Annotated in this window: 19 protein-coding genes; 15 read left to right on the forward strand and 4 right to left on the reverse strand. The window is 60.1% G+C overall.

The window, feature by feature from the left end; translation table 11 throughout:
* Window position 1: 1 nt before the first annotated feature.
* From AC07UR_RS20400 to AC07UR_RS20440, 9 genes are all read left to right on the forward strand, one after another.
* Entirely contained in the window at window positions 2–613 is a 612-nt protein-coding gene (locus AC07UR_RS20400; RefSeq protein ID WP_494700153.1) for a terminase small subunit, read from the forward strand.
* Window positions 580–2,031, forward strand: a complete 1,452-nt coding sequence (locus AC07UR_RS20405; RefSeq protein ID WP_494700154.1) for a PBSX family phage terminase large subunit — start codon at window positions 580–582, stop codon at window positions 2,029–2,031. Before AC07UR_RS20400 ends, AC07UR_RS20405 begins: the two co-directional genes overlap by 34 nt.
* Complete coding sequence (locus AC07UR_RS20410; protein WP_494700155.1) at window positions 2,028–3,398, forward strand: anti-CBASS protein Acb1 family protein; 1,371 nt, start codon at window positions 2,028–2,030, stop codon at window positions 3,396–3,398. The genes AC07UR_RS20405 and AC07UR_RS20410 overlap by 4 nt, the downstream gene beginning before the upstream one ends.
* The gene (locus AC07UR_RS20415) at window positions 3,395–4,513 is read left to right on the forward strand and encodes a hypothetical protein (protein WP_494700156.1); all 1,119 of its coding nucleotides are present in this window, start codon (window positions 3,395–3,397) and stop codon (window positions 4,511–4,513) included. The genes AC07UR_RS20410 and AC07UR_RS20415 overlap by 4 nt, the downstream gene beginning before the upstream one ends.
* A gap of 3 nt (window positions 4,514–4,516) precedes the next feature.
* Window positions 4,517–4,978: a hypothetical protein gene (locus tag AC07UR_RS20420; RefSeq protein WP_494700157.1), complete on the forward strand. Its 462-nt coding sequence runs from the start codon at window positions 4,517–4,519 to the stop codon at window positions 4,976–4,978.
* A 12-nt stretch (window positions 4,979–4,990) separates the two neighbouring features.
* The gene (locus AC07UR_RS20425) at window positions 4,991–6,049 is read left to right on the forward strand and encodes a major capsid protein (protein ID WP_494700158.1); all 1,059 of its coding nucleotides are present in this window, start codon (window positions 4,991–4,993) and stop codon (window positions 6,047–6,049) included.
* 53 nt (window positions 6,050–6,102) lie between these two features.
* Window positions 6,103–6,429 carry a hypothetical protein gene (locus tag AC07UR_RS20430; RefSeq protein ID WP_494700159.1) on the forward strand — a complete coding sequence of 109 codons (327 nt, stop codon included), beginning with the start codon at window positions 6,103–6,105 and terminating at the stop codon, window positions 6,427–6,429.
* A gap of 349 nt (window positions 6,430–6,778) precedes the next feature.
* Window positions 6,779–7,273, forward strand: a complete 495-nt coding sequence (locus tag AC07UR_RS20435) for a DnaT-like ssDNA-binding protein (protein ID WP_494700160.1) — start codon at window positions 6,779–6,781, stop codon at window positions 7,271–7,273.
* Window positions 7,273–7,638 (forward strand): hypothetical protein, encoded by a 366-nt coding sequence (locus AC07UR_RS20440; protein WP_494700161.1) that lies wholly within the window; start codon window positions 7,273–7,275, stop codon window positions 7,636–7,638. The genes AC07UR_RS20435 and AC07UR_RS20440 overlap by 1 nt, the downstream gene beginning before the upstream one ends.
* On the opposite strand, the gene AC07UR_RS20445 is transcribed toward AC07UR_RS20440, so the two are convergent.
* Window positions 7,635–7,877, reverse strand: coding sequence for a hypothetical protein (locus AC07UR_RS20445; protein WP_077505720.1), 243 nt, complete (start codon window positions 7,875–7,877; stop codon window positions 7,635–7,637). The two genes, AC07UR_RS20440 and AC07UR_RS20445, sit on opposite strands and share 4 nt — an antisense overlap.
* Before the next feature lie 33 nt (window positions 7,878–7,910).
* Here AC07UR_RS20445 and AC07UR_RS20450 point away from each other — a divergent pair, with 33 nt between their 5' ends.
* On the forward strand, window positions 7,911–8,948 hold the full coding sequence (locus AC07UR_RS20450) for a phage minor head protein (RefSeq protein WP_494700163.1): 1,038 nt from the start codon (window positions 7,911–7,913) through the stop codon (window positions 8,946–8,948).
* Window positions 8,948–9,394 (forward strand): HK97 gp10 family phage protein, encoded by a 447-nt coding sequence (locus AC07UR_RS20455; RefSeq protein ID WP_494700164.1) that lies wholly within the window; start codon window positions 8,948–8,950, stop codon window positions 9,392–9,394. Before AC07UR_RS20450 ends, AC07UR_RS20455 begins: the two co-directional genes overlap by 1 nt.
* Here the strand turns inward: AC07UR_RS20455 and AC07UR_RS20460 are convergent.
* A complete protein-coding gene (locus AC07UR_RS20460) occupies window positions 9,345–9,587 on the reverse strand; it encodes a hypothetical protein (RefSeq protein WP_494724408.1) in 243 nt (80 codons plus the stop codon). The genes AC07UR_RS20455 and AC07UR_RS20460 overlap by 50 nt on opposite strands.
* A 13-nt stretch (window positions 9,588–9,600) precedes the next feature.
* On the opposite strand from AC07UR_RS20460, the gene AC07UR_RS20465 reads away from it, so the two are divergent.
* Genes AC07UR_RS20465 through AC07UR_RS20480 form a run of 4 tightly spaced genes read left to right on the forward strand, consistent with a single transcriptional unit; the run spans window position 9,601 to window position 11,260 of the window.
* On the forward strand, window positions 9,601–10,026 hold the full coding sequence (locus tag AC07UR_RS20465) for a phage tail terminator-like protein (RefSeq protein ID WP_494700165.1): 426 nt from the start codon (window positions 9,601–9,603) through the stop codon (window positions 10,024–10,026).
* A 1-nt stretch (window position 10,027) separates the two neighbouring features.
* Complete coding sequence (locus AC07UR_RS20470; RefSeq protein WP_107028586.1) at window positions 10,028–10,513, forward strand: hypothetical protein; 486 nt, start codon at window positions 10,028–10,030, stop codon at window positions 10,511–10,513.
* A gap of 13 nt (window positions 10,514–10,526) precedes the next feature.
* A complete protein-coding gene (locus AC07UR_RS20475) occupies window positions 10,527–10,916 on the forward strand; it encodes a hypothetical protein (RefSeq protein WP_494700166.1) in 390 nt (129 codons plus the stop codon).
* 17 nt (window positions 10,917–10,933) lie between these two features.
* Window positions 10,934–11,260 carry a phage tail assembly chaperone gene (locus AC07UR_RS20480; protein ID WP_494700193.1) on the forward strand — a complete coding sequence of 109 codons (327 nt, stop codon included), beginning with the start codon at window positions 10,934–10,936 and terminating at the stop codon, window positions 11,258–11,260.
* Here the strand turns inward: AC07UR_RS20480 and AC07UR_RS20485 are convergent.
* Together AC07UR_RS20485 and AC07UR_RS20490 are read right to left on the reverse strand one after the other, a co-directional pair.
* Window positions 11,257–11,919 carry a hypothetical protein gene (locus AC07UR_RS20485; RefSeq protein ID WP_494700167.1) on the reverse strand — a complete coding sequence of 221 codons (663 nt, stop codon included), beginning with the start codon at window positions 11,917–11,919 and terminating at the stop codon, window positions 11,257–11,259. The two genes, AC07UR_RS20480 and AC07UR_RS20485, sit on opposite strands and share 4 nt — an antisense overlap.
* Before the next feature lie 160 nt (window positions 11,920–12,079).
* Window positions 12,080–12,478 (reverse strand): hypothetical protein, encoded by a 399-nt coding sequence (locus AC07UR_RS20490; RefSeq protein ID WP_494700168.1) that lies wholly within the window; start codon window positions 12,476–12,478, stop codon window positions 12,080–12,082.
* Between the last annotated feature and the right edge of the window lie 2 nt (window positions 12,479–12,480).

Consider the following 12,480-nt stretch of genomic DNA (forward strand, 5'->3'; position numbering starts at 1 on the left):
CATGCCCGTCCTTAAGAACGCGCGCCATGAGAAGTTCGCGCAGGCGTTGTCCAAAGGCAAGACAGCAGATGACGCATATGCGGAAGCTGGCTTCAAGCCGGACCGTGGGAATGCGTCGCGCTTACAGCAGAAAGACAACATCAGACAACGCGTGACCGAGCTTTTGGAATGGGAGCAGACGGTGGAGCGCAAAGCCACCGAAAAGGCCATCGATAAGCTTGCCATCACGAAAGAGCGTGTCCTGGCCGAGCTCGCCAAGATCGGGTTCGCCGACATCCGCAAGGCCATCAAGTGGCAAGGCACGCTGGTGACCGAGGAAGACAACCCGGATGGCGGTGACGTCCTCGTGATCAAGAACGTGGTCACCAACAATGTCCAACTGGTTTCCAGCGACGAGATCGACGACGACACAGCCGCGGCAATATCCGAGATCAGCCAGAATTCGACCGGCGGCATCAAGGTCAAGTTCCACGACAAGAAGGGCGCGCTCGTGGATATCGGGAAGCACCTTGGCATGTTCGTTGAGCGGCACGAGCACTCCGGACCTGACGGCGCCCCGATACAGACCGAGACAAGAACATGGCGGGAAGTGCTGCGCAGCGAAAAGAGCTAGTCGCCACCACATACCTCACCAATCCCGCGCTTCACGATTTTTGGGAACAAGTTTTCCTCGGGCAAGCAGACATCGCGGTTCTTCACGGTGGACGCTCAAGCTCAAAGACCAGAGACACGGCCTGCCAGCTGGTGCGCCTGGTCGATCATGTCGGCGTCAAGATGCGCGTGCTGTGTATCCGGCGCTTCCAGAACCGCATCCAGGATTCGGTCTACACCGAACTGAAATGGGCGATCGCTCATCTGGGCCTCAGCGCCGGGTACGACGTCCAGAAGACGACGATCATCCATAAGGCGTCGGGATCGGAGTTCATATTTTACGGCATCGAGCGCAACCTTGAGGACATCAAGGGCACGTCCGATGTCGATATCCTGTGGGTGGAAGAAGCGGAGAAGCTGACCGAGGAGCAATGGACGGTCATCGGGCCGACCATCCGCAAGGAAGACAGCCTGGCGATCCTGCTGTTCAACCCGAAGCTGGTCACGGACTACGTCTGGAAGAACTTCGTCGTCCACACGCCACCACACTGTGTCGTCAAGCAGATCAACTACACCTCGAACCCGTTCCTATCGTCCAAGGCGCTGCGCGACATCGCGGCCATGCAGGAGCGTGACCCGGAACTATTCGAGCACGTCTATCGCGGGGTGCCGCTCGGCGACAGCGAGCTTTCGATCTTCAAGCGCCGTTGGCTCGACGCCTGCATTGACGCTCACAAGGCCCTGAAGGTCAGCCTGACCGGCCGCAACATCATCGGCTTCGACCCTGCCGACGACGGCGAGGACAACAGCGCGACCGCGGACAAGATTGAGGGCGTCTTCGTCGACGCCGAGGACTGGGCATCCGGAAAGGATGAGCTTGTCCAGAATGCAAAGCGGGTCTGGTCCAAGGCAAAGCATGCCGGCGCGACCGTCTCATATGACACGATCGGCGTCGGCGCCTTTGTCGGCGGCTACATCGACGAGCAGAACAGGGCCGACGGCGCCAAAGTCGAGCACTACGCTTTCCACGCCGGCGGCGCGGTGATGGATCCCGACGAGCCGAGCGATGCGCAGAACGCCAACAGCCCGCTCAATAAGGACGAGTACCTGAACCTGAAGGCGCAGGCCTGGGCCAACACCGCGCGCCGCGCGATGCTGACCTTCAACGCCGTGACCAGAGGCCACCCGATCAAGCCAGAGGACGTCTTGTCCTTCTCCTCGGCCATGGGCGTCAAGAAGCTGGACGCGCTCTTCACCGAACTTTGCGTCCCATGGTGGGTCGAGAGCGAAGGCAAGAAGCGCGTCGTTCCGAAGCTGAAGCTCAAGAAGGACTTGGGCGTCAAATCGCACAACCTCGCTGACGCGGTCATCGCAGCGGACAACGTGAATATTGCGGCCGCACCCGTCGCCGGCATGTTCCTATCGAAGAGGCACCGATGAACCGTATGCGATTGGTGGTGAACAATGCCACGCGTCGGCTCGGCGCCATGTTCCCGGGCTTCTTCCCGGACGCCAAGCACGATCATTACAAGGATTTCGGCTACCCGACCGCGCTGACGTTCGACCAGCTCTACGGCATGTACTCCCGCAACGGCATCGCCGCGGCGGGAGTGAACAAGACCGTGCTCAAGACCTGGCAGGACAATCCTTTCTTGCTTGAGAAGGAGCGTGACGGGTCCGAGGTCGGGGAGGCTGAGGAGACCACGCTCGAACAGCAGATCCGCCAGCGCTTTGACGATCTCCGTCTCTGGCAGAAGCTGGCGGAAGCCGATGGCATGTCGATGGTGGGCGAATACGCCGGCGTCATCCTTCGTTTTGCCGACAGCAAGCGGTTGGATCAGCCAGTCGATCGTGTGCCCGGTGGCCTCAATGGCCTGTTCGAGCTCATCCCGGCATGGGAAGGCCAGCTGACCGTCTCCCAGTGGGACACCGACGAAACGTCAGATGGTTACGGCCATCCGAAGATGTACCAGTTCAATGAATCCGCCGTCGACGACAAGCAGCAGCCGCGGAACTTCACAGTCCACCCTGACCGTGTCGTCATCTGGTCGAAGAACGGTACGGTGCACGGCAAATCCATCCTCGAGGCGGGCTTCAATGACCTGCTGACGATGGAGAAGGTCAGCGGCGCCGGCGGTGAAGGTTTCTGGAAGAACGCTAAGTCCGCCCCGGTTCTTCAGGTCGATCCTGAGGCCAAGCTTGCCGAGATGGCCCGCATGATGGGCGTTCCGCTCGACGAGCTGGTCGACAAGATGAACGACCAGGTCGAGGACTGGCAGAAGGGCTTTGACAAGCTGCTGATGGTCCAAGGCATGGAAGCCAAGACCCTTGGCATCACGTTGCCATCGCCCGAGCATTTCTTTGCGATCGCCCTGCAGGCCTTCGCCGCCTCGATCAACATGCCGGTGAAGATCCTCGTGGGCATGCAGACCGGTGAGAGGGCCAGCAAGGAAGACGCTGAAGAATGGGCGCTGACGAACATGTCGCGCCGGACGAACTACGTCATCCCGAATATCCGCGCGCTCGTGCAGCGCCTGGTGCGCGTCGGCATCCTGCCGGTGCGTGATTGGTTCGTCGACTGGACCGACCTGACCGAAAGCTCGATGTCAGAGAAGATCGATCGAGCCAGCAAGATGGCCGAAACCAACCAGAAGATGGGCACCGGCATCATCGTCTTCACCGACGAGGAGATCCGCGCCGTCGTTGGCTACGAGCCGTTGTCGGATGCCGACAAGTTCGCGAACGAGCCGACGGACGATGAAACCCGCGACGCTCTCGGCACCAAACCAGAGGACATCGAAGAATGAAGCACGTCCGCGTCAACGTTCGCAGCGTTGCGAACACGAAGGCTGTCCGGAAGGAGAAGCGCAACGGCCGTGATGTCGTCATCGTGCCCAGCGCTACGCTTCCCGACAACGTCATCATGAACGGGATCATGTATCCGGCCGACGAGATCGGGAAGAGCTTCGCCGGTCTGAACCGTACGCCGGCGCCGCTCGGCCACCCCATGATCAACGGCAAGTTCGTCTCGGCCCGCGATCCTGAGGGGATCAACGTCGGATACATCGGCGCATGGAATGAGAACGTCCGCCGCGAGAACGGTCGCGTCTTCCTCGACAAGGTAATCGACGTCGAGGTCGCCAATCGCTCTCAGGGCGGGAAAGACGTTCTGGCTGCCATCGAAAAGGGTGAGCCGGTCCACACCTCCACCGGCCTGCTTGCCAACCTTGAGGCCGTTGCCAACGCCTCAGACCACAAACACATCGCTCGCAATATCGAGTTCGACCATGACGCCATCCTCCTGGGCGAGGTTGGCGCGGCCACGCCTGACCAGGGCGTCGGAATGCTGGTCAACGCGAATGGTGAGCAGGAAGAGATCGAAGTCATCAACTCAGCCGTTCAAGAGGCCGAGCGTGACATCGATTGGGCGATGGATTCCCTCGCTCGAGCCCTGGAGAAACGCCAGCGGGCGGGGATCCTGGACAAACTGAAAGCCGTCATCCTGGAAGGCCTTGGCATTTCGGAGCGGTCACCCTCAACCAATCGAAAGGAAGACGACATGCCTGTCTCTGACGAGCAGTTCAAGTCGCTTTCCGATGAGGTCAAGACCCTCTCGGAAGGCATGGGAAAGATCGGTGAAACGATCGCCAACGCCGTGACGACGGCCCTCAAGCCGGTTCTGGATCAGCAGGCCGAGATGGTCGCTAACCAGAAGGCCAAGGAAGAGGCCGAACACGCCGACCTGGTCACCAAGATCGTTAAGGCCAACGTCCTCGACGAGGAAACGGCCAAGGCAACCCCGCTCAACACGCTGCGCGCTCTCGCCAAGTCGGCCGAGCCGGGCAAGGCAGCTCCGCTGAACCCTGCCTTCAAGGGCAATGCCAGCGAAAAGCCGGCCTTCAAGCTGCCGAAGGGAGACTAACCCATGGCCCGCTATAACAAAATCTTCCTCGGCCCCGTCGAAAAGACCAAGCCGCAGGTCAAGGAACTGCTTGCCGCCGCTGCCCTGAAGCCCGGCCGCATCGTCGTCATCACCTCCGGCAAGTTTGCGCTCGCCGCTGCTACCACCGTCGGCAAGGTCTGGCTGGTCCAGGACAACTACCTCGCCATGAAGTCCGTCGATACGGACTGGGCGCAGGACAGCGCCGCTATCGGTATCGAGATGCAGGACGACCATCTCTATGCCGCTCGCATCGCCACCGGTGTCAACATCACGGCCGTCGGCACTGCGCTGACGCCCGGCGCGAACGGCACCCTTGCCATCGCGGCTCTCTCCGATCTCGTCGTCGCCTATTCCGACGAGGTCTACAACAACAACTCTGGCAGTGAACAGCTCATCCGCATCCGGCCCGCCGGAAGCCAGAGCTACCTGTCTGCTGCATCGTAAGGGGGAATCCAGATGCGCTACTTTGACGAACAGCTCGTCACGAATTCCCGACCGCACTCGGTGTGGTGGAATGAGGTGTCGATGGCTCGTGAGCACTTCCACCGTTCGGAAGAAGTGCTGGCGAACCTCACAGCCGAGTTCATGGGCAACGCGGCGTCGATCCTCCCGCGCGATGCGTGGCTGGATCTCGACGGTATTACCCGTCGCATTATGCGTGCGGACGAAGGTCAGGTCTGGATGGCCGACCTGATGCCGCTGGCAAAGGCGGTGAATATCGGCAAGCTCGTCCACCTGAACCGCGTGTCTTCGGACGCCGGTCGCGTGGTCCGGTCCATGTCTGGCCAGGTCCCGGTGACCATGGATAAGGTCACCTACGACTACCGCGGCACTCCGGTCCCGATCTTCTCCACGGCCTACGGCCGCGAATGGCGGGAATGGAACACGCTGCAGTCGGAGAACTTCGACGCACTGTCGGACGACCAGGAAGCCCATACCGCGAAGATCCGTCGCGACATGGCCCTTTATGCGCTCGACGGCGATCCCTCGATCGTCTTCGAAGGCTACACGGCCTACGGCATCCGCACTTCCCCGTATTCCAAGGTCATCAACCTTGGTTCGGCAGTAGGTGGCGCCAACATCGATTTGACCACGGCTACCGCCGACCAGATCGATGCGTTCTTCTCCGGTCCGTTCGGCGCCATGCTGGACGCGAACCTGATCACGGGCAAGGTGAACCTCTACATCTCGCCTGAGATCGCCCGCGCTTGGGACAAGGCTTACTCCGCAGCCGCCGGCTTCAAGCCGGGCACGATCATGGAGTTCGTCGCCAAGAACCGCCGCATCAACAAGATCGAGGTGTCTTTCGAGCTCTCAGGTAACTCGTTCTTCGGCTTCGTGCCGTCGGCCGATTTCATCCGTCCGCTCGTCGGCATGGCTGTGAACACGACCGCGATCACCCGCACCAACCCGACCGATAACTATCAGTTCCTCATCATGGGGGCGATGGGTATCGAGATCCGGGCGGACATCAGCGGCAAGTCCGGCGTGTTCTACTCGACCGACATCGACTGATCCTCATAGCCCCGCCATAGCGCGGGGCTTCCCCCTCAATTGGAGAACATCCGATGAAAATCCGCATCACACGTGGCGGCATCTTCGGCAAGGACGGCGAGATTGCCGTTGGTACCGAGCTTGACGTCAAGGAAGAGCCGAAGGGCTGGGTTGGCCGGTATGAGGTCATTTCCGGCGGTGGCAAGGACAAGGAAGCCGTGACAGGCGCCGGCAATGGTGACGGCGACGTCAAGACCGCTGCAGACGTGCTGAAGATGGCAACCGATGGCAGCCAGTTCATGTCGTTCAAAGCCGCAGCGACTAAGCTGCTCGGCGAGAAGACGCCGGCCAACAAGGCGGACATCGTTGCCGCCCTCGAAGACCTGGCAACCCAGCCGTAATGGCCGAGAGGGGCGGCTCAATGCCGCCCCATCGCGATCACCAGACAATCGGCGTGAAGGGTATCTCCCTCCTTGTCAGTTCAGCCTCGAGCTCATCGCGGTGGGTGTACCAGTCACCTTGAGATCGAACGCCATACTCCCAATCTCGCCACGGCGGGGCGCTGTCGTCCACGTGTAGGCATAGGGCGACCGCGGTGTGTTGTTCGGCGAGGGTGGCATCGCAGTAGTTTGGTATTGGCATTGAATTACTCCTTTCATTAGGCCCGGCTTTGCGGGCGACACTACTATTTAGCGTTTCACGATCTGCAGCGGTCCCAACCCCTCGGCCGATTGTTCTCCGGAGTTTCAGATGGCAGGCTATGGTGATGACGCTATGTTTCAGGCGTGGCTGACAGAGAACGGCTACACGCTCCCTGGTGGAGCGCCGTCGCCTGCCGTCCTTCGCAATCGAGGGAGCCAATACATCGACGCGGTGTATGGCTCTCGCTTTGTCGGTCGCATCGCGGCCTACGATCAAGAACGCCAGTGGCCGCGCGAGAGCGCCATCGTGAGCGGGCAACTGATCCCGTCTGACGTTGTACCGACAGCGGTCATCCATGCATCATTCTATGCCGCCTACCAGGAAGCGACGAAGCCCGGCAGCCTGTCTGTCGTTGGCTCCGGCGCCACCCGCGTGAAGCGGAAGAAGGTCGGCCAGCTCGAGGTCGAATATCAGAGCACGTCAAGCGAGAGCGAGACGGGCGCTGACCTCACACCCATCATTTCCGTCGTAGACGGCATGTTGGCGCCTTTCCTGCGCGACGACAGCCTCGTCTGCATCGGTCTCTTGTCGGTTGGCTGCTGATGGCAACGTTCGACTATGCCGACATGCAGGCGACGGCGCATGAGCTTATCGAGGAGTTCGGCCAGTCCGGTGTAGTCACGCGCCTCACGCCACCGGATCCTGTCTTGGGCGGTGAGCCGATTCCGACGCCTTACCCGGCAACGCTCGTCCCGATGGCCTACGAGGCTCGCTACATCGACGGAACCACGATCAAGACCGGCGACATGCAGATCTACATCTCGTCAGTCGGCCTGGCGATCGAGCCCACCGTCGGCGACATCGTCACTGCCAACGGTACCGACTACGCCATCGTGAACGGCGACCCGAACAAATACGACGGCGTGACCAACGTCGTTTTTATCGTCCAGGGGCGAACGGTTTCTTAGCCTCGGTCAAGCAAGTCCCGGATCGGGTCGGCAACCACGTCGAGGGCATTTGCGATCGTTTGGGTAACTGGATCCAGCGGGCCGATAAACGCTTGAAACATGATGCCGACGATCAGCAAAACCAAGCCCGCGCGAGCCAAGCCATGCGCGTAGAAAGCCAATGGAATGAAAACGAGCAACAAGAGGATCATACGCGCCCTTAGATTGCCAGCTAACGGTCTGTGGTTAGCCACCATCATAGTCCTTCCTGCCGGCCAAAAAACGAGAATCGTATGACATTCGACGAATTGCTCGCCACATACGAACCACGCCTTGCCGCGGCATTTCGAGAGGCGGTGGACGACATCAAGTCGACTATCATCCTCGCACGTGTCGTCGAACGTCTCGAGCGAGGCGATGTGAACGGCGCGATCGAGGCGATGCAGCTTGCGCCAGAAGCATTCTCGGCATTGGAAATCGCGCTGCAGGAGGCATTCAATGCCGGCGGCACCAATGGCGTTGGCGAACTGCCGAAGGTGATGGACCCGCAGGGCAACCGCGTCATCTGGCGCTTTGGTGTCCGCAACCCGGTTGCCGAGGCCATCTTGCGCGACCTGTCGTCGACGATGGTCACGCACATCACCGAGGATCAACGGCTGGGCGTGCGGCAGGCGCTGGAAGGTGGCCTTGCTCGCGGTGCCAACCCTCGATCGACAGCACTCGACGTCGTCGGCCGCGTCAACAGGGTAAGCAAGCAGCGTGAGGGCGGCGTCATCGGCCTGACGCGCCACCAGATCGCGTTCATCGAGCGAGCTCGCGTTAATCTCGCGTCTGGCGATCCCCAGTTGATGAAGCAGTACTTCGAGCTCAAGACCCGCGACAAGCGCTTCGATCGCACCATCGCGGCCGCCATCCGCAAGGGTAAGCCGATTACCGGCGACGCTCTCACGACCGTTATCGGTAGGCTGCGCGACAAGAACTTGCTTCTCCGTGGCGAGATGCTGGCGCGGACTGAAACTATGATGGCGCTCGGCTCGGCTCGCGACGAAGCGGTCCGCCAGCAGATCGAGAGCAGTAAGGTCCAGGCGCAGGACGTCACCAAGACGTGGCGAGATGCGGCGGACAAACGCGTGCGGCACACGCATCGCGCTTTGAATGGTCAGGCCGTCGGCATCGACGAGGTGTTTCAGAGCCCGTCTGGCGCACTTCTGCGCTACCCGGGCGACCCGCGCGCGCCGGTCAGTGAGATTTCCGGCTGCCGTTGCCGGCTGGAATACAAGATCGACTACATCGGCGCTGTCGTGCGCCGCTACCGAGCAGAGGTGGCCTGATGGCGACGCTGTCGTTCAGCGCGGCGGTTGCGCAATGGGCCGACAAGGTCGAGGGCGCGGTGGAAGCCGTTTTCAAAGAGGCAACACAGGTAGTTGTCGAGGAGATGCAGAAGCCAACCGGGCAGGGCGGGCGGATGCGGGTCGATACCGGCTTCCTCCGTTCTTCCCTGCTTGCATCGTCGACCTCGATGCCGGCGATCAACGCCTCTGCCCAGCCGATCGACGGACGGGCTTACACATCCGATTTCGCCCAGGTCGAGGCGGTCATTGCAGGCGCAGATATCGGCGATACGCTCTACTTCGGCTACACCGCTGCTTATGCCGGCCACCGTGAATATGGCTCAAACGGCCAACCAGCCGACGGCTTTGTCCGTCTCGCCGCCCAGAACTGGACGATTATCGTGGATCGAAAGGCTGCTGAGTTGAAGGCCCGTCTGGGTCTTTGATCGCAGCATTGGTGTCGATGTTGTTTTCCATCGCTGCCAGCAAGCCAAGCTGAAGCATTGTCAGAGCTTTTCGGGCCGCCTTGAGAGAGGTGTCGCCTCGCACCGTTACGCCGGCATCCCGGCCCAACGCCAGCAGCGCCGCATGAATGCGCTCATACACTTCATCGTCGCTGAGAGGCGGCTTTTCAGACATAGGCAATCGATACATGGCTGCTGGTACCGACGCAATCATCTTCAAGGCGCTGACCGATCGGCTACGGGCCATGCCTCAGGTGCTGCCGATTGCCGGCCCGAACGTCGTTTTCCCGGCCGCCGGGCAGCCGTTGCCTCCGAAATATCTGCGCCTTGCCTTCATGCCCAACCAGACGCGCCAGGTGACCATGGGCGACGATCCGCAGCAGAAGCGCGGGTTGTTGCAGGTCTCTGTCGTCTGGCCGGTCGGACAGGGGATCATCGACGCGCTCGAGGTCGTCGACCAGATCATCGACTACTTCAAAAACCAGACCCTATTCGCCTCTGGCGTGAGGATCACGATCAGCAGCGAGCCTTGGGCGGCGGCACCGCTCCAAGAGAGTGAACGGGTGCAGGTCCCAATCACCATTCCCTACCACGCCTTCGAACCGGAGAACTGACATGGCAAACAAGGCAACGAAGAAGGGCAGCAAAGTCTATGTTTGCGCGCTCGCCCAGAATACCGACCTCATACAGTCCGCCTTTGTGGCGCTGACCTGGGTGCAGGTCGGCAAGGTTGGCAACGTTGGTGATTTCGGCGCCGACAGCACCATGAACTCGTACAACACGCTCGACGAGCCGGTCACCCAGAAACAGAAGGGCACCGCCAATGCCGGCGACCCGCAAATTGAGGTCGCGTCCGTCTTCGACGATGCCGGCCAGATGATCCTGCGTACCTTCGGCGACCCGCTCAACCTCGACAACATGGCCATCAAGATCGAGCGCAACGACGGCGGCGCTGGCAAGACGAATACCATCTTCTACAGCCGCGGTGTCGTCTCCGGCCCGCTCTACCCGGGCGGCGGCTCCGATGACTTCGAACTTGAACGCTTCACGATCGGGCTCAACCAGCTGCCGATCCGCGTCAATCCCACTGCCATCCCGTAATCAAAGGTGAACCATGGACATTTCCAAGCTCGTCAATTCTGAGGACCTCTATGAACTGAAGCTGACCGGCCCTGATACGGACGAGCTCATCGGCATCCGCTTCATGATCCGCTCGGCGGAGAGCGATGCGGTAAAGCGCGTCGTTCGCCAGCACAGCGACAAGTTCCTCGCCAGCCGCAAGAAGAAGCTCACTTCGAGCAAGGTGGAAGCCGAATATCTCGACAAGGCCGCCGCCTCCGTCGCCTCCTGGGATTGGGGCGACCACGATTGGAAGGGGGCCGAGCCCGAATGCACCTTTGAGCAGGTGCGCGAGGTACTGGAGGAGGCCGGTTGGATCTATGACCAGATCGCAACAGCCTCGGAGGATCGGGCAAATTTTACGAAGAGCTCGGCGAAGCCCTAGCCGAGGCGGTCGCTGTCATCGCTCGATACGACAGCGTCCGCGACAAGGATGGCGAGACCAGGCGGGAGCGCAACGAGGCGTTTGAGACCCAAAGCCCCGAGGCCGACGTTCCGGACCACGGTGCCTTCATCTGGGATTGGTTTTGGGAACTCCGGCAAACACAGCCGCCGGGGTTCTCTGGGCCAGTACCGGTTTCGAACCTCGAATTCATGGCCTGGGGCCAAATCTCGGGAAATATCGTCTCTCGCGAGGAGGTTGCGATCCTCAAGGCGATGGACGCAAGGTTTTGCGCTGAGATCGAGAGGGAGAGTGAGGCGATTAAAGCCAGAGAAGCTGCAAACTAACTGGCGGATGGCCCCGCCTTTTTGGTCTTAGGTTTCTCTTTCAGTTCGGCGACGCGCATGCGGATCTTCTCCAGCAATTCACGTGCGTCTTTCTGGACAATCAACGCTTTCTCAATCGCATCGTCGGAGCCGTAGACGGCGATAGAACCTACAACACGGTCAACGTGTCGAAGTTGAGTCTCCGCTTTGCGTTCAATTTTTCGGAGTTCGGTAACGTTGACCGCTGCGTCAGCGGAAGCCGCCAATGCCGCGATGATTTCCGGTTCATTGGAAACAAACTCCTCGCGCTGCTCCTCTTCTTTTTGGCGGCGCTCTTCACGCCGCTGTTCCGGCAACGACTGGTGTAGCGAGGGTAAGCGGTTCATGTGCCGGAGAGCTTCAGTCTTTGCTATGTCGACAGTCTCATACGGCTCGGAAAAATACGGTTCGCGTCGATCGTTTGGGTCACCAATGGTGAACTTCCATCCGCCATCGGATTCGAACACAGTGACGTGTTTGCCGTGGTAAATCTGCGTCGGGTTTCCCTTCTCGGAGGAGCCCCACTCCTGAAGAATAGGCTGCGGCTTTTTGTGAGCTTTAGAAGGTCTCGACTTCTGAAATAGATATACAGCAGCACCTGCTGCGACCAATAAGACCAACCAGAAAATGCTAGCCTCCATAGTGTGCTTTACTTCCCGTCAAAGTGAAGCATGCGCTTTAGGTAATGTCGAGATTCTAGTATCCGCCCGGGCGAGAATAGGCGCATGGCCCCCATCGGTTTCCGGCAGCATCGTTTTTCCTTTAGGGGAGATGCTGCGACTTGCCGAAGAGTCGAGTCGCCTACTTGAACTCTTCCTTGGTGCCGTCTTCGTAAACGACGCCGCGAACGCAAGCATAAGTGCTGACGTCTTCGCGCTTCAGATTCAACAAACGTTCGAAGGTATACGGACCCCATAGGCCTTCTATTGATGCCGCGTCCCCGGGTGCGATTTTCAGGTCCCGATCGATGGCTGCAGAGGCGATATGACCACCTAATGCGTCCTTAAAGCCGTACTGGGCATCGAGCATCCTTATAGGCTTCGACGCGTGCGACTTGATTGTCACTTTTAGCTCGTTGGTCCGCTCATCCACTGGTTTGATTGACCAGTCGTCGACCCGAATCAAATTGACATTGCACGCTGCGAATGCCTGACCGCCCAATAGGGCCATCCACAAACCGAAACCGACAACAACTCGCATAG

Source organism: Ensifer sp. GW821-FHT05G01 (assembly GCF_059419585.1).